An 18,597-nucleotide genomic window follows, 5' to 3' on the forward strand; every position below is an offset into this window, starting at 1 on the left:
GGGAGCGGGCCGAACCCCGCTTCCGTTCGGTTCCGGGTCGAGAGTACGGCTCGCGCTGTTCTGGGGGGTGTGGCCGACAATCATATGTGTACCACGCCAGTACCACGAGATATGAGCACGAACGCGGACGACGGCGACGGTGAGATGGAGAAGCTCAACGTCAAGGTCCCGAAACGGCTCCTGGCGGAGATCGACGAACTGGCCGACGAACTCGACTACACCAGCCGTTCGGAGTTCGTCCGGGAAGTGCTCCGGGACACGACGGAACCGATACTGACCGCCGGTGCGCGAGACGGCGTTTCCGAGGGATACGCCGACGTGGCGGCGGGCCGGACGATGTCGGCCGACGAGGCCCGGGAGCGCCTGGGACTCGACGAGGAGTGAGGAAACGGTGACACACGACGTCGTCCTGACGGAGACGCTCGTCGAGACGCTGGAACAGTTCGAAACCGAGGACGCCGAACGGATCGTCGGAAAACTGGAGGAGATCGGTGAGTTCCCCGGTCACTTCCTCGACCGACTGAAGGACCATCCGGGCTATAAGTTGCGAGTCGGTGATTTCCGCGTCCTGGTCGACTGGGACAAAGACGGGGAGACGCTCTACGGGATCGACGCCTTCGAGCGCAAGAAGGAGTACCGGGAGCTGGGGAGATTCAGGGAAGTCTGGGGGTCCTGGCGGGACGAGGAGTGAGCGGCGCCCGTCGGACGAGGTGCGACACGACCGGAGTGTCCGTCGGAAGCGGCCCGTCGGACTTTTCCCCCGCCCCCGGTATTCCCGAGACATGAGCGACGAGCGCGATCCCGAGGCGACCCTCGACGAGTGGAAGGAGACGATGCAGGCCGAACACGCCGAGGCCATCGCGAACCCCGACCCCGACGAGGACCACCACATCGAGGGCGTCACGCAGGTCTCCCACCGGGTCACCTTCGAGTACGACCCCGACGCCGACTCGCTGGAGCGCGACGAAATCGAGCGGGTCGACGAGCTGACCGACCCCGAGCTGCTGTCGTGTGCGTGTGATGTCCGCGGGATGACCCCCGAGGAGGCGCGCGAGCACATTCGGGCGGCCCGCGAGTCGGCCGACGAGTGAACGGCCGCTCGGCCACCGGTCGACCGCCCGAACCGCCGAGACGGCGCGGCCGCTCCCGGACCGGTCTCGGTGCGACCGACTGACTACCCCTCGTCCTCGAACCGGCCCTCGAAGACGATCTCGTCGAGGGGCTTGCGACCCTTGGGGACCTCGCGTTCGCGGAGGTCCTCGGGGAGTGTCTCCGGGTCGGCCCGGTGGCCGACCGCGACCATCGCCTCCACCTCGAACTCGTCGGGCAGATCCACCAGCTCCGCGGCGGCCTCGTGGTCGAAGCCGCCGATGGGGTGGGTCGCCAGCCGCCGCCGGGTGGCCTCCAGAGCGAGGTTCTGCCAGGCAGCACCGGTGTCGAACGAGTGCGTGCCGGCGGGCTCGCCGTTGTAGTCGAAAGTCGTCTTCGAGACGACGACCAGCAGCGCGCCCGCGTCGGCGGCCCACGTCCGGTTGCCCTCGGCCAGCAGATCCAGGTAGGACTCCCACGCCTCGTCGTCGCGCTCGGCGTAGACGAACCGCCAGTGCTGGTTGTTCCGCGAGGAGGGCGCCCAGCGGGCCGCCTCGAACAGCGCCAGCAGGTCCTCGTCGGCCACCGTCTCGCCCGTCATCGCCCGCGGTGACCACCGATTGACGAACACCGGCGCCACGTCGTGGCCCGGGTCGCGATGCTCGGCGACCTCCGGCGTGAACTCGGTCAGCGGCGACCGTTCCGCGGCCACCGCCTCGCCGCCGTCCGCGGCCGTTCGTTCCCCTTCGTCGGCGTCACCGTCGTCGGAACCGCTCGAAGTATCGGTCATCTCGTCCGAACCGTCGTGCTGTGTCCGGATAAGTATCAGCTAACGGACGTGGAACCCCGTTGGACGGACCGAACCGGGTTACGGGTTACATTCAGGTAACAATACGCAACCGCGTTTCGGGCGGCGACTCGGCGGCCGGCCGGGGGGCGGCGACTCGGCGGCCGGCCGGGGGGCGGCGACTCGGCGGCTGGACGGGGGCCCGTCACTCGTCGGACTCGTACTCCTGATAGATGACGTGGCCGCAGGCCTTGCAGTGGGAGGCGTCGGGGTCGTGGCCGGTGAGCCCGCAGTCGGGGCAGGTCGTCGGCACCTTGTCGTCGCTGGTCCACGCGCGGACGATCTTGCTGGCCTGCCAGGGGATGACGATGATCGCCGCGAGGACGCTCGTGACCGTCACCCAGCGGCCCGCTCGCGTCACCGGGATGATGTCGCCGAAGCCGACCGTCGAGAGGGTGACCACGACGTAGTAGAATGCGTCGCCGAAGTGCTCGACGTTGGGGTTGGCGCGGTGTTCGACCGTGTAGAACAGCCCCGCCGAGAGGAACAGGACGACCAGCACCGTCAGCAGGAGCTTCGTCGCCCGGAGCGCGCCGCCCGAGACCGACCCGAAGAAAAACTCCTCGTCGCGGGTGAACCGGTAGAACCGCAGCACCCGGATCACCCGGAGCACCCGCAGGAACCCGACGTTCAAGACGACCGCTGGAGCCGGATAGAGGATCACGAGGACGGTCGGAAGCACCGACAGCAGGTCGACGACCGTGTAGGGGTCGGTGGCCTCCGACAGCCGGTCGCGGGCGCCGTAGAGCCGGAGGACGTACTCGACGACGAAGACGCCGGCGATGACGACCTCCAGGTCCCAGAGGCGCGCCCGCGTCGCCGGGTCCAGCGGATAGGTCTGGGCGACGAAGACGGCGATGAACACCAGATTCAGCGCGAGCAGCCCGATGTCGATGGCCTTCCCCAGCGGCGTCCGGTGGTCGAGGAGATAGAAGCGGACCCGCTCGCGGGCGTCGTCGGGGACGCGAGCGCTCTCGCTGCTCATACCGGTTCGAGTAGCCGACCGGTTAAGAAACACGTCGCTCCGTGGCGGACGGCCGAACCGCCGCCGCGAGCGCGGTCGCTGGCCGAAGCAGTCGTTCGTAGAATCGAGATGCGTCCGTCGCCGTCAGGCGACGATTCGAACCTCAGTCAGGCGCGGACGACGTTCGTCGCGCGCGGGCCCTTGGGGGCGTCTTCGATCTCGAAGTCGATCTCGGTACCTTCCGTCAGATCCTCACCGCCAACGTCCTCCATGTGGAAGAAAACGTCGTCGTCAGAGTCCTCGGTGTCGATGAAACCGTAACCGCCAGTGTCGTTGAAGAAGTCGACCTTACCGTTTGCCATTGCGAATAGACGGATGGCCGGTGTACGGTTAAGTATTCCGTATCCGTCCGCAAAACGCAGAAATTAGAAAACGATCTTTTCCAAAAATCCGTCTCGGCATACGAACGTCCAGACTGGTCGATTTCGTCTCGAAACGGCGACTGATTCGGTAGTTCGAGGGCGGTCTGCGATGGGATCCGCAGTTCCCGCCGGACGGGGCCGACGAACGGCGGTCCGCGGGGCGCGCCCGACGGGACTATACGGCTGGCGCTCGGCGTCACAGTGTGGATTCTCACGACGTTCGGCGCGAGTGGGCCGACCGCACCGGCGAGTACTCGCCGGCGTACTACGCCCACTACGGCCCCGACGAGACGAGCGAGTCGGTCCGCGAGCTCCTCCGCGACCGCGTCGGTCGCGACGCGGCCGTGCTGGAGCTGGGCTGTAGCTCCGGACGCCACCTCTCGCACCTGTTCGACGACGGTTTCACCGACCTCCACGGGGTCGAACTCAACCCCGACGCCTTCGACGTGATGGCCGAGCAGTACCCAGACCTGTTTGAGGCCGGCACCTTCCACGCCGACGCCATCGAGGACGTGGTCGGCGACTTCGACGACGACGCCTTCGACGCCGTCTACTCCGTCGAGACGCTCCAGCACGTCCATCCCGACGCGGAGTGGGTGTTCGACGAGATCGCGCGGGTCACGGGCGACGCGCTCGTCACCGCCGAAATCGAGGACGACGCCGCGGACGCCGAGCGCGAGGAGCGCGACGAGGACCCCGACGTGAACTACGTCCGCGACGAGTTCCCGCTGTACTACCGCGACTGGGGCGAGATCTTCGGCGATCTAGGCTTCGAGCAGATCGAACGCCGAACGGTCAAGCGCGACATCGTCCGGGCGTTCCGCGCCTGCTGATCGACCCGCGGGCGAGTCGGGAGCTTCGCCCGTGCTCTCTTCTCAGATCCCGGAGAGCCCGACGCCACAGGCGTCCCGGAACGCGCCCTGGACGACCTCCGAGATGGCGGGGTGGACGTGGATCGTCTCGGCGATCGTCTCGGCGTCGGCCCCCGCCGCGACGGCCGTGCTCACCTCGTGGATCACCGTCGACGCCTCCGGCCCGACGACGTGACAGCCCAGCACCTCGCCGTCGGCCCCCACGATGGCCTTGGCGAACCCGCCCTCGTCGCGTAGCGCCGCGCCGAGCGCCGTGTCGTCGTACGCGCACGTGCCGACCTCGTAGTCGGTACCGTCCCGCTCGCTCACCTCACTCTCCGTCTTTCCGAGGCTGGCGACCTGCGGCGACCCGAAGACGGCGTGGGCCATCCCCGGGTACTCGACGGCCCGCTCGTCCCCGCGAACGGCGTTGGCGACGACGTACTCGGCCTCTTTGTCCCCGGAGTGTTTGAACATGTAGTTGCCCGCGATGTCGCCCATCGCGTAGACCCCGTCGACCGACGTGCGGAGGTATTCGTCCGTCTCGACGAACCCCTTCTCTGTCGTCTCGATCCCCGCCGCGTCGACGTTCCAGAGGTCGCCGTTCGGCCGCCGACCGGTCGCCAGCAGGAGCCGGTCGCCGCGGACCTCGATCGTCTCGCCTTCTTCCGGTTCGGCGGTGACGACGCGCTCGCCGTCGACGTCGGCGATCTCGGTCGCCCGGTAGCCCAGATGCAGGTCGTGTTTCTCGCGGTAGGCCTCGGTGAGCCGCTCGGCCACGTCGCGGTCCTCGCGGTCGACGAGTACGTCCCCGTGGCCGACGATCGCCACGTCGCTGCCCATCTGCGAGAAGAAGTGGCTCAGCTCGACGGCGATGTAGCCGCCGCCGACCACGACGAGTCGGTCGGGGAGCGAGTCGAGCCACAGCGCCTCGTCGCTGGTGAGAAACGACGTCTCGTCGGTCCCGTCGATAGAGTCGGGGACCATCGGCCGCGAGCCGCCGGCGAGCACGACCGTCTCGGCGGTGAGCCGTTCGGTGCCGCCGTCACCGTCGTCGTCGCCATCGCCGTTGCGTCCGTCGTCGCGCTCGACTTCGACCGTTCGTTCGTCGACGAACCTCCCTTCGGCATGGTAGAGCGTGAGGCCGTCGCGTTCGCGGGCCTCGCGGGCCATCCGCTCGGCCTTCGCGGTGATCGCCTCGGCCACGTCGTCGACGATATCGGAGAACGCGACGCCGTCGAGGCTCGCGTCGATCCCCAGTTCCCCAGCGTGGCGGATCGACTCGGCCACGTCCGCGCGGTGTATCAGTTTCTTCGAGGGGTTACAGCCGCGATTCAGGCAGGTGCCGCCGAGGCGGCCCCGCTCGACGAGTCCGGTGTCCAGTCCCGCGTCGGCGGCCGCCGCGGCGACGGCGTTGCCGGTCCCGCCACCGAGGACGAGCAGGTCGTAGTCGGGCATACCCGCAGTTGGGCCTCGACGGGGGAGGGGCTTTTGCCGGATCGCGCCGCTGGTCGCGATGGATCGGCGCGGAGGAAAACGCGTCCACCGAAACGGGGTCGCGGTTCGGAGACCGACCGGCCTCGCGTCCGGTCGCGGTCGGACCGGCTCCGCGGCCAGTCGCCGCTCGCACCGGTCTCAGTCGCCGGCGATCTGCTGTCGGTCGAACTGCTCGCCGGCCTGGGAGAGTTCGTCCAGCGCCTGCTCCTCCTCGCGGAGGTTCTCCTCGAGGAGGTCGGCGGCCTCGTCCTCGCCGAGCTTCCCGGCCAGCGACGTGACGTTCCCGTAGGCCGCGATCTCGTAGTGCTCGATCTTCTGCCCCGCGGAGATGTTGTACCGGTCGAGCACCTCGCCGTCGTTGTCGCCGGCGAAGGCGTCGTGTTCCTCGATCATCGCGTCGAGGACCGGGTCCTCGCGCTCCCGTGGCTGTTCGTCGAGCTTCTCGAACACCGTTTCGAGGCGCTCGACGTGCTCCTGTGTCTCCTCGCGGTGCTGGGAGAAACCCTGCGCGGCGTTGTCGTCCTCGGTCTCCTGGGCGACGTCGTCAAGCGCGTCGACGAGCTGCTGTTCCGTGTAGTACAGTTCCTGTACGCCCTCGACCAGTAGTTCTCGCGACTCGTCTGTGGACATGCTCATGATGCGTCCGGCGCTTGGGACCGGAGCCGATTGAGTCGAGAGGTTGGTATCGCAGGCCGGAACGCGGATCTCGGCGTAGAGAGCGGCCTCAGTACTCATAGGGGTCGTCACCGCCGGGTCGTCAGGCCGGCTCGGAACCGCGGGTCGTCATCGGCCGGCCGGACCTACGCGGTCACGCGGCAAGTCGGTTTCCACAGCGGACGGCGACGCGGCGACGCGCCGTCGGCGAGTAATCCCGAGTTTCCGGGCGTAAGCTCGTGCTGTTCAGCCGTCGAGCGCGATAACGTCGGCTTGTCTGGGCTACCCGGCGGCTAACTAAGCCGGTGCCGTCGCAAGGGAGTCTGCATGGAAGCTCAAGACCAACAGCAGGAAGCGGTACGAGCCGCCGAAGACACCGGAACGGACCCAGCAGTGATCCTCGCGGCGGGGTCGGTCGTACTGTCGTGGTTCTTCTTCTACGCGCGCGGTGACAAGCAGCAGGGCCTGTTCGTCGGGCTCTGGCCGCCGACGATCCTCGCGTTCGCGAGCTACTTCGAGCAGACGAAGATGAGCGACATGGTCGAGCGAGCGACCGGTCGCGACACCCTCGTCGGCCGCGTCGAGCGGATGGTCCAGAGCCGCACGGAGTGAGCGAACGGCCCGTCCGCTCACCGCCGACCAGCGCGCACCGACCGCGACGGTACTGTCAGGCTTCCTAGCGGTCGGTGACCGCTTCGAGGTTTACCGCTCTCTCGGGGCCCCGGGAGGCGCCGACGAGTGCTCGGTCCGCCTCGGGGGAGCGCTCGGTCGCTCCGTGTGCCACCGGGAGAGCTTTACTGACTCGCTCGTTAGTCCGCGTCATGCTGGAGGTGGACGGGAGCGACGGGGGTGGACAGCTGCTCCGGAGCGCGCTCACGCTGTCGGTGCTCGACGACGAGCCCGTCGAGATCGAACACGTCCGCGGGAACCGCTCGGAACCCGGACTGGGCGCCCAGCACCTCGCCGCCGTCGAGACCGCCGCGGCGGTCGCCGACGCCGAGGTCGAGGGCGCCGAGCGAGGCTCGGAGACGGTCACGTTCGAACCTGAAACGGTCGCGGGCGGCCGCTACGAGGCCGACATCGGCACCGCCGGGAGTCTCACGCTGCTGTTCGACACGCTTCTCCCGCTGGCGGCGGCGATCGACGAACCGGTCTCGGTCACGGCGACCGGCGGGACGGACGTGGCGTGGTCGCCGCCGCTGGCCTACTACCGCGCGGTCAAACTGCCGCTGCTCCGCCAGTTCGGGCTCGCGGCCGCCGTCGAACTCGACCGGACCGGCTTCTACCCCGCGGGCGGCGGCCGCGCGACGCTGCGCCTGTGGCCCTCGGAGCTCTCGCCGGTCGGCCTCGACGGGCCGCTGGAGCCGACGGCGGCCCGGGTCTACTCGAAGGCCGCGACGGACCTGGCCGACGCCGAGGTGGCCGAGCGCCAGGCCGACGCCGCGACCGACGCGCTCCGCGGCCTGGGGATCGAGACCGTCGAACACCGGACCGCGTACGTCGCGAGCGACAGCCCCGGTTCGGCCCTGGTCGTTCGGCTGGACGGGGCGCCGATGGGGACCGACGGATCGGCGTCGGGGAGCGCGGAACCGGGCCGGCGGCGGCCGCTCGCCGGGTTCGACGCGTACGGCGCGCCGGGCAAGCCGGTCGAGGAGGTCGCCTCCGAGGTCACCGACCAGGTGCGGCGCTTCCGCGGCGGCGGCGCCGCGGTCGACGCCCACCTCGCCGACCAGCTGCTCGTCTTCCTCGCCGTCGCCGGCGGCCGCGTCGCGATCCCCGGAGTCTCCGACCACGTCGCCACCAATCGCGCGCTGCTGGAGACGTTCGACCGACCGGTCGGCGTCGACCGCTCCGGACCGACTCCGGTCCTCACGGATGATCGATAACTGATAGGTCACGCCGCGGGCCCGCGGGCCCGAAGCGAGCCGACCGCGGGTCCCGGAACGACTCTCCGGTATCTGACCTATCGATCTTCCGTAATGCAAACGCTTTTGCGCGTCTATCGACAGTGGCGACACGACCGAATGTCCGAGGGCACAACAGTCGCAGTCTCCGACCGGGTCGACGAGGTAGAGGCGCCGCTCCGGCGGGTGTTCAGGGAGTACGGCGTGCCGCGGATCCACTGGTTCGCCGTCGCGGTGGCGATGAACCTCGTCGCGCGACTGTCCAGTCTCGTCCCGCCGCTGGTGCTCGGGACGGCCATCGACGCCATCTTCAGCGGCACGAACGCCTACTCGCTGCCGCTCGTCCCTCAAGGGTGGCTCCCGACCGAGCCGAAGGCGCAGTTCTGGTTCTCCGTCTCACTGATCGTCGGCGCGTTCGTCGTCACCGCGGTCACGACGTGGGCCCAGGCCATCACGAGCGACATCTTCGCCCACCGCTCGCTACACGCCGTCCGCGTCGACACCTTCCGGAAGATGCAGGAGCTGGACATGGCGTTCTTCGACGAACAGCAGACCGGCGAGGCCATGTCCATCCTCAACCAGGACGCGACCAACCTCGAACGCTACCTCGACCAGGCGCTGAAGAACGGCTTCCGCCTCGTGATCATGGTCGTCGCCATCGGCGCTCTGTTGCTCTCGATGAACTGGCAGCTCGCCCTCGTCACCCTCGTCGGCGTCCCGCTGATGACCCTCTTTACGATCTGGTTCAGCCGCCGGGTCGCGCCCAGATACGACGCCGTCCGCTCCAGCGTCGGCGACCTGAACACCCGCCTGGAGAACTCCATCGGGGGGATGCAACTCGTCAAGACCTCCAACACCGAGGAGTTCGAGACCGACCGCGTCGAGGAGGCTTCCTGGAACTTCTACACGACGAACATGGACGTGCTGAAACTGGCCTTCCTCTACCGACCGGGGATGCGCCTGCTGGCCGGGCTCTCGTTCGTCGCCACGTTCGTGGTCGGCGGCCTCTGGCTGTTCTCCGGCCCACCCCTCTTTTTCTCGGGCGAACTCACCGTCGGCGACTTCGTCGTCTTCATCTTCCTCACCCAGCGGTTCATCGACCCGCTCGCCCAGATATCTAATATCATCGACTGGTTCGAGAACGCCCGCGCCTCCGGCAAGCGCATCTTCGGCCTGATGGACACGCCCGTCCGCATCGAGGACTCGCCCGACGCCGTCGAACTCGAGTCCGTCGACGGGCGCGTCGCCTACGACGACGTGACCTTCAGCTACGACGGCGAGGAGACCATCCTCGAAGACGTGAGCTTCGACGCCGACGCCGGCGACACGGTCGCGTTCGTCGGCCCGACCGGCGCGGGGAAGTCCACCGCAGTCAAGCTCCTGATGCGACTCTACGACGTGGACGAGGGCGCCGTCAGCGTCGACGGCCACGACATCCGCGACGTGACCGTCGGGAGCCTCCGCGAGTCGATCGGCTACGTGAGCCAGGAAACCTACCTCTTCGACGGCACCGTCGCCGAGAACATCCGCTACGGCGAGTTCGGCGCCACCCGCGACGAGATCGTCGAGGCCGCCAAAGCGGCGGAGGCCCACGAGTTCATCACCGACCTCGCCGACGGCTACGACACCCAGGTCGGCGAGCGCGGCGCCCGCCTCTCGGGCGGTCAGCGCCAGCGCATCTCCATCGCTCGCACCGTCCTGCAGGACCCCGACATCCTCATCCTCGACGAGGCGACCTCCGCCGTCGACACCGAGACCGAGGTCCTGATCCAGCGCTCGCTCGACCGGCTTGCCGCCGACCGCACGACGTTCGTCATCGCTCACCGCCTCTCGACGGTGACCGACGCCGAGACGATCCTCGTGCTGGAGGAGGGCCGCGTCGTCGAGCGAGGGACTCACCAGGAACTGCTGGAGGAAGACGGTCTCTACGCCAACCTCTGGGCGGTCCAGGCCGGCGAGATCGACGACCTGCCCGACGAGTTCGTCGACCGCGCCCGCGGCGACGTCTGACGCCCACCGCGAGCACGCCCGATCCGGGCTGGGCGGGTCGCGACTGACAGCTCCGTGTCACCGGTCACACTGTCGATGACGCCACGCTCGTCCAGCAGAGACAGCCCTTCTGAGTCGGACTCCGACCGCAATTCGGGGGAATTTGGGTCCCAGGTCGGAAAACCGTCTTGTACGGATCGAGACCTGTTTTCGAGTGGACGCCAGTCCGGGAACCCCTACCCATGCCAGTCTGTGCCCACTGCGACACGCACGTCTCGGAACAGTTCGCACGCGTCTTCGCCGACGAGGGCGGCGAAGTCCACGCCTGTCCGACCTGCTCGGCCAACAGCGGTATCGCCGAGGTCTCCAGGGAACGAGCGCAGGAAGTGTAGTCCCCGCCGACGCTCGGCCGTCCGCGACCGACCGGTGTCATCCACCGACGATCGACCGGCGCCTTCCGTCGGCGACCGCCCGCCCTTCTCTCCGGCCCGAACGACTCAGTAGACCGCGTTCCGGATCGCCTCGTCGAGGTCGTCGAACTCCGCGAGATACTCGCGGCGCTCGGCTCGCAGGTCGGCGATGCGCTCGTCGGCGTCGTCGAGCGCGTCGCCCACGTCGAAGCGGCTCGCGTCCAGTCCCGGAACGCTGTCGGGCACCGTCAGGCCCGTCGTCGGGTCGTCGGCCCAGTCGACGCGGCCGCGGCTGACCTCGCGGAGCAGGGTCACGGTGTCGTCGACGCCGACGTCGCGGTCGCCGACGGTCCCGGTGTTGAGCAGGTACGCGTCGGCGTCGAGGTCGGCGACGAGGTCGCGGAAGCGGTTGCCCTCCTCGCCCTCGCTGCCGACGATGAAGGGGTTGGTGCCGACGACGCGGATGGCCTCGCCCGCGCTGTCGGGGTCGCCCGCGCTCGTCTGGACTGACTCGCCGAGCATGAACGCCGCGGCGGCCTCCTCGGGCGAGAGCTTCGCGAGCGGGGGCATCGCCGGGTTCCGCGTGATGAAAAACACCTGGTCGACCGACGGGAGGTCGATCTCCTCGTCGGCCGACGGGAGGTGCTCGCGCTTGACGACGGCGCGACCGTTGGCGGTGTAGGCGTCGCTGTCGAAGTCGACCGTCCCGTCGTCGGCGACGTCGACGTTGTCCAGCACCGCCGACTCGTGGGTCGCGGCCTCGTACAGGTCCGGCTGCTCGTCGGCGTCGAGCCCGATGGTCTTGATGAACAGCCCCTCGCCCTCGCTGCCGGCGACGGTGCCGTCCTCCCGCAGGGCGCAGACGTCGTCCTGGAGCATCGTCGCGTCCTCCGGGTCCTCCAGCCCCAGGTCGTGCGCGGTGAGCGTGGACTTGCCGGTGCCCGACAGGCCGAGGAAGACCTGGCCGACCGTCTCGAGGTCGTCGCCCGCGGAGTCGTCGTCACCACCGGACTCGTCGGCGTCCGACCGGATCCGGACGCGCTTGGTGCCGGCGTGGAGGCCGAGGCCGCCCTGGCGCTTGGCGTCGAACATGAACAGCCGCAGGAACGACTTCTTGGCCTCGCCGGTGTAGTCGGTCCCGAGGACCGCGGTGAACCCCTCCTCGGGGAGGACGCGGATGGCCACCTCGTCGGCGTCGGGAACCTGAACCGTCACGAAGTCCGGCTCGGCGTCGGCGGGTGCGGGCTCGAAGAGCTTGGCCCACGCCAGCGCGATGCGGCTGTACTCTTTCGGGACGTAGTAGCGACAGACGTAGGTGTTGTCGGGATGGCGGCCGAGCTGCCGGTCCAGACAGACCATCTCGCGGTCCCCGGCGGCGTCGACGGCCGTCTCGACGTGGCCGTAGTCGGCCGGGCCGAAGTCGCGGTCGAGCGCGTTCTCCGTCCGGTCGGCGTTGCGCGACCGGTGCTCGCTCGCGTAGGACGGAGAGCCGTACTCCGTCGTCGTCTCAAGGTGGGCCGAGTTCTCGCGCAACGACGTGAACGACGGATCGTACTCGACGTTGTCCGCCGATCGGGGGTCTGTGAGCGCCGCAGTCGGCGACTCCATGGCCGTCCCGTGTTGTGACATCGTACCCGATCGATCACATCCGGACGTGATAAAGGTGATATATCCTCCGTTCGTTTGCTAACCGAGCACATAGAATTAATTATTAAATCCCGAGTAAATTCTTCGGCCTCGGACGAACGAGGTGTACGGCCGGCCGACGGAACGAGTAGCGATCATGTACCGTTCGGGCGCGAGCCGGTTAGCGGTCGCCTTCGTCGGCCGCGACCCGCTCGCGCGCGGCGGCGACGACGAGCGGGAGCGTGATCGTCGCGTCGGCGTAGACGGAGGCGTTGCGGGCGGCCTTCTCCAACTTCCCCCACGAGCGGGCCTCGTCGAGCGTCGCACCGGAGAGCCCCCCCGTTTCGGGGGTGTCCATCGTCAGCTGGACGGCGTAGTCGTAGGCGTCGGGCGCCACCAGCATCGTCTGGAGCGTGTAGTTCTTCGGGACGCCGCCGCCGACGACCATCGCGCCGGCCTTCTCGGCGTCGAACGCCTGGTCGGTGATGGTCGTCATGTCCGAGAGGGCGTCCAGCGTGAACTCGCTCGTCTGGGAGTACATCCACGCCTGCAGCCCTAACACCGAATCCTGTACCGCCGGGCAGTATATCGGCACGTCGTGCTCGTATGCCGCGGCGGCGACGCCCGCCCCCTCCGAAACGTCCTCGGCGTCGTTCACTTCGGCGTTGGCCCGGCCGAGTTCCTCGGTGAACCGCTGGATGCTCACGGCGCCTTCCTCCTCGCACTCGGCTTCGAGCGGCGGGAACACCTCCTCGCGGAGGTGCCCCTCGAACAGCGCGAAGTGCTCCTGGGGGAGATACACGTTGTAGATGCGGTCGACGCCCTCGTCGCGCAACCGTTCGTCGTGTTCGCGCTCGGTCTTGCCCTCGGCGTGGACCTCGCCGTGGTGGTGTTTGCCGCCGATCGCCTCGATGGCGTCGTGGGTGAGGTTCGCGCCCGTCGTCACGAGCGCGTCGATGTGCCCGTCGCGGATCAGGTCAGCGACGATGCGGCGCATCCCGGTCGGGACCATCGCGCCCGCGAGCCCGAAGAAGTTGGTCACCTCGTCGTCGCCGAGCATCTCGGCGTACACGTCGACGGCCTCGTGGAGCGCGCTCGCACCGATCCCCGCGTCGCCGTACTCGTCGGCGAGCTCGCCGACCGTCATGCCCGCCCGCGCCTCCGCGTGGCCGATCGGGTCGTGTTCGAACGTCTCCCGCGGCGTCTCGTCGGTCATTGCTCGTCCGTCGGCCGCCCGCGCGCTTCAAGCCCGCGATCCGTTGCCGAGGGCTTCGGTTCAGTCGACCGTGAGCGCAGCGTCGCAACACGACGACCGGTACTCCTCGGCGCGGCGGACGAGTTTACAGTCGCGGTACCGGCGGGCGACCAGCGCGTCGCAGACCGCACAGCGGAGGACGTACTTCGCCTCGGAGAAGGTCTCGCAGTGGACTTCGGTGTCGAGTTCGCGGGCCCGCTCTTTGAACGCCCGGCCGTGGCCCGTCGTGCCGCAGCGCTGGTACTGTTCGAGGTGGACCAGTTCGTGCCGGAGCGTCGACTCCCACGCCGCGCGGTCGAACGCCTCGAAGGCGTCCCACGTCAGCGAGATGGTCGCCGGGAACGGCCGGCCGTCGGCGACGCGGCCGCCCGCGGCCTCCGCGGTCTCCCAGTCGATCGGCGCCCCGACCGCCGCCGCGGGGATCTTCGGACGTTTGAGCGCGGCGGCGCGTCGTTTCGCGCGGGTCGAGACCTCCCACTCCACGAGGTCGAACCGCACGTCGACGAGCCGCTCGCGGCGCACCTCCTTGCAGTACTCGCGGGACCACGCCACGAGGTCGTCGTGGGTCTCGATATCGTCGTACGACGGCGCCGTCACGATAGTGGGCCGGAGAACGCGCGGCGTCTTGAATCGCTCGCTCGCGGGGGCGAAGAACGGTGGGGTGCCGCGAGCGGGTCGAAGCGGCGAGTCCGATCAGTTCGTCGTCGTGATCTCGACCACGTCGCGGTGGTCGAGTTCGGTGTCGGCGGCGACCTGGCGACCGGAGCGCACGTCCGTCGCGTGGAGGAAGCCCTCGCCGATGTCGGTGTGCAGGAAGTACGCGAAGTCCTCGGCCGTCGAGCCGTCGGGGAGGACGAAACAGTCCTGCAGGAAGGTGCCGTCGTCCTGGGGGCTCTCGGCGCCGGGGAACACGGCGATGGCGTCGAGCACGTCGAACAGCGCGGTTTCGAGGGCCCGCTGGACGCCGGTGCCCTCGTACTCGGTGACGAACTCCCGGATCTGTTCGAGGCCGGCCTCCTGTTCGCCGCTCACGTCGCCGACGATGTCGAAGTCGGCGTCGCCCGGCCGGTAGTCGACGACGCCCTGCTCGTCGGCCGACTTGAGCGCCTTCTCCGCGTGGGCGGAGACGGGGACGAACGTCAGGTGGTCGTACTCCGACTCGCCGGCGATCTCGTCGAAGTTCTCCTGGGCGGCGGGTTTGTCCATCTTGTTCGCGGCGACGACCATCGGCTTCGTCCGCAGGCGGATCTCCCGGGCGAGCGCCTCCCGGTCCTCGGGCTCCCACTCCTCGGGGTCCAGATCGAGTCCCTGCGAGAGGATCACCTGTTTCATCGCGTCCTCGCCGATGCCGAACGCGCTCATCTGCTCGGCGAGGTCGACCTCGATGTCCCGATCCTCGCCCTGGTAGCCCGAGCGGAAGCGCTCGATGCCCTTCTCCAGGATGTCGAGGTACCACATGTCCAGTTCCTCCTCGAGGAAGTCGATGTCCTCGCGGGGGTCGTGGTCCTCGGTCGCCTCACCTTCGATGTCGGTCTCGCCGGAGAAGTCGACGACGTGGACGAGCACGTCTGTCTCGTTGAGGTCCGAGAGGAACTGGTTGCCCAGCCCGCGGCCCTCGTGGGCGCCCGGGACCAGCCCCGCCACGTCGACGAGTTTCGTCGGGACGAACCGGGTGCCCTCCTCGCAGTAGCCCGTGTTGGGCGTACAGGAGTGCTCGAACTCCGGGGCGGCGCAGTCGACGCGGACGTACGCCTCGCCGACGCTCGGGTCGATCGTCGTGAACGGATAGGCGCCCTCCGGCACGTCGTTCATCGTCGCGGCGTTGAACAGCGTCGACTTGCCCACCGAAGGCTTGCCGACGAGTCCGATGCGGTAACTCATTGCCCGCAGTATCCGAGCGCCGGGCTAAAGCGTTTCCAATCGGATACGTCCGATCGCCGGTTTTCGTCCGTGTCGGTGGCTTTGGGGCCAGTTCACAAAGTACACGTCGGATGAGGAACAGTGTCACGGCGGCCCGGTCAGGCGGGTCCGGTCGCGTTCCGCTCCTCCGGGGAGGTTTTCCCCGCCGCGGCGGAACGCCGAGTATGCGACGACGAGCGGTCCTCACCTCGCTGGGCGCCTGCGCGACGCTCGCCGGTTGCCAGGAACCCGGTTCGGCCGACCGGACGGCCGACGGCACCGAGACGCCGCCGACGTGTGGAGACCCCAAACCGCGCCGCGTCGAACTCGCGGGGGCGGCGACGGTGCCCGACGAGCCGCGGGTCTCGGCGACCGTGACGGTCGAGCGCGAGCGCTCGACGGCGGAGGCGCCGGCGCGGTTCACCGCCTCGCTGCGTAACGACGGCCCGGACCGCGCGGTCGACGTGACCGACGACAATCGCTGCCACTTCCTGAACCGGGAGAAAGGACGCAGCGACCCGAACGGTCTGTGGCTCTACCGCGCGGGCGACGCGCCGACCGACCGCGCCGGCGAGTGCTGGACGCGCGACCGCCCTCCACGTGATAGCGTCGGCTTCGACGGCTACGGCTGCGGGAGGTCTCCGTTCGAGTCGGGCGGGACGATCGCGACGACCTACGAGGTCTGGGACGACTACACCGTCGACGGCTACCTCCGACCGGACACCTACCGGTTCGACGCGTCGGTCGCGCTGTGGACCGAACCCGCCGGGGAGGGCGGAACGGACTCGGAGCCGGCCGTGGTCGACTGGTGGGTCGAACTCTCCGTCTCCGCCGACGCCGAGTGAGTCGGCGAGCCGGACACCCGTACGAAGGTATAAATACCGAAACGAGGGTATCCGAGCACACATGGCGAAGCAACCGGAGTTGGTCAGGAGCGCCGACGGGGACCTCCGGGTCGACGCCTCGTTTCCGAGCGGGCGATACACGTTCTCGCTCCGCTCGGAGGCCGGGGACCTGCTGACGGAACTCGGACACACCTCCGGCGATGCGGTCCCCTGGCACCTGTTCGAAGCGCTCGTGGTCGTCGGCGACGTGTGGCTCCCGAACACGGCGGACGGCATCGTCGACGACCTGGCGGCCCCCGACTCGATAACGAGGATGGACGACGAGGAAGCCGCGACGGCCGCCGAGTACCTCCGGAAGCGCCGCATCGGCGCCGAGGGTCGAGAGCGGCTAGCGGACGTGGTCGCGTCGTCCGCCCTGCGCGACCACCTCTCGGTCGACGAACTCCGTTCGAACGAGGCGTTCGTCGCGGAGACCGAATCGCTGGTCTCGGAGGCCGAGGACGGGACCGCCGCCGGCAGCGAGGACGCCCAAGAGGCGTCGCCCGACCGCGGGACCGCGAGCGCCGCGGCCGTCGACCCGGCGTCGGACGCCTCGCTGCTGCACGTCGGGAAGGCGACGCTCGGCCGGGCGAACATGGGGCGGTCGGTCCGGGAGGCCGACTACCTCGACGCGTTCTCGCAGGCGGTCGATATCGCGGTCGAACGCGGGGTCGACGCCGTCGTCCAGACGGGCCGGCTGTTCCAGAGCGGGTCGCCCGACCGTGAGACGGTCTCCGGGCTGCAGACGCAGCTCGCGCGGCTGCAAGACGAGGAAATTCCCTTCTATCTCGCCTGCGGCCCGAAGGAGCTCGAAGTCCGCTCGACGGTCGTCCGGAGCCTGGCGACCAGCGGCCTGCTCACACCGATCGGGGGCGAGGCCGTCGCGGTCGACGACGGCGTCACGCTGGTCGGCGTCGACGCGGACGCGGAACCGGCCGCGGTCGCGGCGGAACTCGACGACCCGCCCGCCGACGGGACGCTGCTGGTCGCCTGCGGTGGCCTCGACGTGGACGACGCCCGCACGAGCGCGGTCGAGGAACTCGTCGACGAACTCCCGCGGCGGCCGGCGGCGGTCCTCGCCGGCGAGCGCACCGACCCGGGCGGCGCGGAGCGCGCGGGGGTACGGCTGTTCGACCCGGGGAGCACCGAGCACGTCCTCTCGAAGTCCACGATCGGCGACGACCCGCCCGCCCGCGGCGTCGACGAGCACTCGTTCGCGGACGGCACCCGCGAAGTGACCCGGCACGAACTCGACGCGCGACCGTTCGCCACCTTCGAGTTCGAGGTCACCCCGTCGACGACGCTGGACTCGATCGAGGAGCGGATCGCGGACCGCGACCTGACGGAGCGGGCGGTGCTGGCGGTGCTGGAGGGGTCCGAACCCGGCGCCGGCGAGCCGTCCCGGGAGGCCGTCCAGTCACTGCTGGCGGACCGGGCGTTCTGCGCCCGCGTCTACGACGAGCGGTCCGTCCCCGAGGACGCGGAGGAGGAGGAAGAGGAGGAGCGACCCGACGAAGCCGAAAAGATCGACCCTGACCGCGTCGAGACCCTCGTTCGAGGCCTCGCGGAGACGATCGCGGAGCTGGAGGCGGCGGACTCAGCGGACGTTTCGGGGATGGAGATGGCGACGCTGGCGGACAGCTACGCCGTGCTCTCGAAGGCGAAGTCGGAGATCGAGGACCTCCGGACCGCCGCTCGGGACGAACTGACCTCGCGCGTCGAGCCGGACGAGACCGTCGTCGGTTCGGTCGGAGCGGTCGCGGGGGCGAAGCGCCGGCGCCGGTCGCTGCGGGACGACGAGACGGTCGAATCGGCGCTCCGCGAGCACGGCGTCCCGGTCGAGCGCGTCACGACCGAGAGCATCGACTCGGAGAAGGTCGAGGAGGTCGTCGCGGACGAGGACGGCGCGATCTCCGAGTCGGCGGTGTTCGAGGTGACCGAAACCGAGTACGTCCGGCGGCGCGACCTCGATCTGGACGGCGGCGTCGAACTGGGTGCGACGGACGACGATAACGAGGCCTCGGCCGACGAGGACGGGGAGCCGGCCGACGAAGCCGGGGGCGGACCGCACAAGGTCTACCTCGGTGAGGGAGCGAGTATCGGCGGCTGGACCCCGGTCGAGCGGTCCGTCGTCGAGAGGGAGATCGTACCGCTGGTGAAGGCGAACAGCAGTGGCGACGACGAGGAGACGATCTCGGTGAACTTCGGCAGCGGCGTGTCGACCAGCGGCTGGAACCGGGTCGACGCGGACGTGGTGAGAGAGCAGATCACGCCGCTGGTCGAACGCCATCGCGTCCCCGAGTAGG

19 protein-coding genes are annotated in these 18,597 nt (G+C 69.1%); 10 read left to right on the top strand and 9 right to left on the bottom strand.

Going from position 1 to position 18,597, the window contains the following annotated elements:
- Positions 1–111 precede the first annotated feature (111 nt).
- The 3 genes from HZS54_RS21695 (at position 112) to HZS54_RS21705 (ending at position 1,091) form a co-directional block, all read left to right on the top strand.
- Entirely contained in the window at positions 112–384 is a 273-nt protein-coding gene (locus HZS54_RS21695; RefSeq protein ID WP_179919187.1) for a ribbon-helix-helix domain-containing protein, read from the top strand.
- 7 nt (positions 385–391) lie between these two features.
- Positions 392–691 (top strand): type II toxin-antitoxin system RelE family toxin, encoded by a 300-nt coding sequence (locus tag HZS54_RS21700; protein ID WP_179919188.1) that lies wholly within the window; start codon positions 392–394, stop codon positions 689–691.
- Positions 692–782: 91 nt separating this feature from the next.
- A complete protein-coding gene (locus HZS54_RS21705; RefSeq protein ID WP_179919189.1) occupies positions 783–1,091 on the top strand; it encodes a hypothetical protein in 309 nt (102 codons plus the stop codon).
- Positions 1,092–1,174: 83 nt separating this feature from the next.
- Here HZS54_RS21705 and HZS54_RS21710 read toward each other — a convergent pair whose 3' ends face one another.
- The 3 genes from HZS54_RS21710 to HZS54_RS21720 form a co-directional block, all read right to left on the bottom strand.
- Complete coding sequence (locus HZS54_RS21710; protein ID WP_246391714.1) at positions 1,175–1,879, bottom strand: nitroreductase family protein; 705 nt, start codon at positions 1,877–1,879, stop codon at positions 1,175–1,177.
- 202 nt (positions 1,880–2,081) lie between these two features.
- Positions 2,082–2,921, bottom strand: a complete 840-nt coding sequence (locus HZS54_RS21715; protein WP_179919190.1) for an ion transporter — start codon at positions 2,919–2,921, stop codon at positions 2,082–2,084.
- Between the two features lie 146 nt (positions 2,922–3,067).
- Positions 3,068–3,262 carry a cold-shock protein gene (locus HZS54_RS21720; RefSeq protein ID WP_006883975.1) on the bottom strand — a complete coding sequence of 65 codons (195 nt, stop codon included), beginning with the start codon at positions 3,260–3,262 and terminating at the stop codon, positions 3,068–3,070.
- Positions 3,263–3,525: 263 nt separating this feature from the next.
- Here HZS54_RS21720 and HZS54_RS21725 point away from each other — a divergent pair, with 263 nt between their 5' ends.
- A complete protein-coding gene (locus HZS54_RS21725; RefSeq protein WP_179919191.1) occupies positions 3,526–4,155 on the top strand; it encodes a class I SAM-dependent methyltransferase in 630 nt (209 codons plus the stop codon).
- 42 nt (positions 4,156–4,197) lie between these two features.
- Here HZS54_RS21725 and HZS54_RS21730 read toward each other — a convergent pair whose 3' ends face one another.
- Together HZS54_RS21730 and HZS54_RS21735 are read right to left on the bottom strand one after the other, a co-directional pair.
- Positions 4,198–5,631: a dihydrolipoyl dehydrogenase family protein gene (locus tag HZS54_RS21730; RefSeq protein WP_179919192.1), complete on the bottom strand. Its 1,434-nt coding sequence runs from the start codon at positions 5,629–5,631 to the stop codon at positions 4,198–4,200.
- A gap of 177 nt (positions 5,632–5,808) precedes the next feature.
- Positions 5,809–6,306, bottom strand: coding sequence for a YciE/YciF ferroxidase family protein (locus HZS54_RS21735; RefSeq protein WP_246391715.1), 498 nt, complete (start codon positions 6,304–6,306; stop codon positions 5,809–5,811).
- 345 nt (positions 6,307–6,651) lie between these two features.
- Between HZS54_RS21735 and HZS54_RS21740 the strand changes: the two genes are divergently transcribed.
- The 4 genes from HZS54_RS21740 to HZS54_RS21755 all read left to right on the top strand — a co-directional run bounded on the left by HZS54_RS21740 (position 6,652) and on the right by HZS54_RS21755 (position 10,609).
- A complete protein-coding gene (locus tag HZS54_RS21740; protein ID WP_179919193.1) occupies positions 6,652–6,936 on the top strand; it encodes a hypothetical protein in 285 nt (94 codons plus the stop codon).
- A gap of 209 nt (positions 6,937–7,145) precedes the next feature.
- Positions 7,146–8,210, top strand: a complete 1,065-nt coding sequence (gene rtcA, locus HZS54_RS21745; RefSeq protein ID WP_179919194.1) for an RNA 3'-terminal phosphate cyclase — start codon at positions 7,146–7,148, stop codon at positions 8,208–8,210.
- A gap of 138 nt (positions 8,211–8,348) precedes the next feature.
- Complete coding sequence (locus tag HZS54_RS21750) at positions 8,349–10,238, top strand: ABC transporter ATP-binding protein (RefSeq protein WP_179919195.1); 1,890 nt, start codon at positions 8,349–8,351, stop codon at positions 10,236–10,238.
- 221 nt (positions 10,239–10,459) lie between these two features.
- Positions 10,460–10,609, top strand: coding sequence for a DUF7563 family protein (locus HZS54_RS21755; protein WP_179919196.1), 150 nt, complete (start codon positions 10,460–10,462; stop codon positions 10,607–10,609).
- Positions 10,610–10,714: 105 nt separating this feature from the next.
- Here HZS54_RS21755 and HZS54_RS21760 read toward each other — a convergent pair whose 3' ends face one another.
- From HZS54_RS21760 to HZS54_RS21775, 4 genes are all read right to left on the bottom strand, one after another.
- Positions 10,715–12,256, bottom strand: coding sequence for a phosphoenolpyruvate carboxykinase (ATP) (locus tag HZS54_RS21760; RefSeq protein ID WP_179919197.1), 1,542 nt, complete (start codon positions 12,254–12,256; stop codon positions 10,715–10,717).
- A gap of 178 nt (positions 12,257–12,434) precedes the next feature.
- Positions 12,435–13,469 (bottom strand): deoxyhypusine synthase, encoded by a 1,035-nt coding sequence (locus HZS54_RS21765; protein ID WP_179919198.1) that lies wholly within the window; start codon positions 13,467–13,469, stop codon positions 12,435–12,437.
- A gap of 60 nt (positions 13,470–13,529) precedes the next feature.
- Positions 13,530–14,105, bottom strand: coding sequence for a SprT-like domain-containing protein (locus tag HZS54_RS21770; RefSeq protein WP_179919199.1), 576 nt, complete (start codon positions 14,103–14,105; stop codon positions 13,530–13,532).
- Between the two features lie 96 nt (positions 14,106–14,201).
- Positions 14,202–15,389: a redox-regulated ATPase YchF gene (locus HZS54_RS21775; protein ID WP_179919200.1), complete on the bottom strand. Its 1,188-nt coding sequence runs from the start codon at positions 15,387–15,389 to the stop codon at positions 14,202–14,204.
- Positions 15,390–15,592: 203 nt separating this feature from the next.
- Here HZS54_RS21775 and HZS54_RS21780 point away from each other — a divergent pair, with 203 nt between their 5' ends.
- Together HZS54_RS21780 and HZS54_RS21785 are read left to right on the top strand one after the other, a co-directional pair.
- Positions 15,593–16,252, top strand: coding sequence for a hypothetical protein (locus HZS54_RS21780; RefSeq protein WP_179919201.1), 660 nt, complete (start codon positions 15,593–15,595; stop codon positions 16,250–16,252).
- Positions 16,253–16,313: 61 nt separating this feature from the next.
- Positions 16,314–18,596 carry a DUF7983 family protein gene (locus HZS54_RS21785; RefSeq protein ID WP_179919202.1) on the top strand — a complete coding sequence of 761 codons (2,283 nt, stop codon included), beginning with the start codon at positions 16,314–16,316 and terminating at the stop codon, positions 18,594–18,596.
- Position 18,597: the final 1 nt, after the last annotated feature.

Source organism: Halosimplex pelagicum, from assembly GCF_013415905.1.
GTDB classification, from domain to species: Archaea; Halobacteriota; Halobacteria; order Halobacteriales; family Haloarculaceae; genus Halosimplex; species Halosimplex pelagicum.

Excerpts from the sequence above, each read along its gene's own strand:
- HZS54_RS21695 (WP_179919187.1), top strand. The coding sequence starts at position 112 with ATGAGCACGAACGCGGACGACGGCGACGGTGAGATGGAGAAGCTCAAC.
- HZS54_RS21705 (WP_179919189.1), top strand. The coding sequence starts at position 783 with ATGAGCGACGAGCGCGATCCCGAGGCGACCCTCGACGAGTGGAAGGAG.
- HZS54_RS21710 (WP_246391714.1), bottom strand. The coding sequence starts at position 1,879 with ATGACCGATACTTCGAGCGGTTCCGACGACGGTGACGCCGACGAAGGG.
- HZS54_RS21715 (WP_179919190.1), bottom strand. The coding sequence starts at position 2,921 with ATGAGCAGCGAGAGCGCTCGCGTCCCCGACGACGCCCGCGAGCGGGTC.
- HZS54_RS21720 (WP_006883975.1), bottom strand. The coding sequence starts at position 3,262 with ATGGCAAACGGTAAGGTCGACTTCTTCAACGACACTGGCGGTTACGGT.
- HZS54_RS21730 (WP_179919192.1), bottom strand. The coding sequence starts at position 5,631 with ATGCCCGACTACGACCTGCTCGTCCTCGGTGGCGGGACCGGCAACGCC.
- HZS54_RS21735 (WP_246391715.1), bottom strand. The coding sequence starts at position 6,306 with ATGAGCATGTCCACAGACGAGTCGCGAGAACTACTGGTCGAGGGCGTA.
- HZS54_RS21740 (WP_179919193.1), top strand. The coding sequence starts at position 6,652 with ATGGAAGCTCAAGACCAACAGCAGGAAGCGGTACGAGCCGCCGAAGAC.
- rtcA (WP_179919194.1), top strand. The coding sequence starts at position 7,146 with ATGCTGGAGGTGGACGGGAGCGACGGGGGTGGACAGCTGCTCCGGAGC.
- HZS54_RS21750 (WP_179919195.1), top strand. The coding sequence starts at position 8,349 with ATGTCCGAGGGCACAACAGTCGCAGTCTCCGACCGGGTCGACGAGGTA.
- HZS54_RS21755 (WP_179919196.1), top strand. The coding sequence starts at position 10,460 with ATGCCAGTCTGTGCCCACTGCGACACGCACGTCTCGGAACAGTTCGCA.
- HZS54_RS21760 (WP_179919197.1), bottom strand. The coding sequence starts at position 12,256 with ATGTCACAACACGGGACGGCCATGGAGTCGCCGACTGCGGCGCTCACA.
- HZS54_RS21765 (WP_179919198.1), bottom strand. The coding sequence starts at position 13,469 with ATGACCGACGAGACGCCGCGGGAGACGTTCGAACACGACCCGATCGGC.
- HZS54_RS21775 (WP_179919200.1), bottom strand. The coding sequence starts at position 15,389 with ATGAGTTACCGCATCGGACTCGTCGGCAAGCCTTCGGTGGGCAAGTCG.
- HZS54_RS21780 (WP_179919201.1), top strand. The coding sequence starts at position 15,593 with ATGCGACGACGAGCGGTCCTCACCTCGCTGGGCGCCTGCGCGACGCTC.
- HZS54_RS21785 (WP_179919202.1), top strand. The coding sequence starts at position 16,314 with ATGGCGAAGCAACCGGAGTTGGTCAGGAGCGCCGACGGGGACCTCCGG.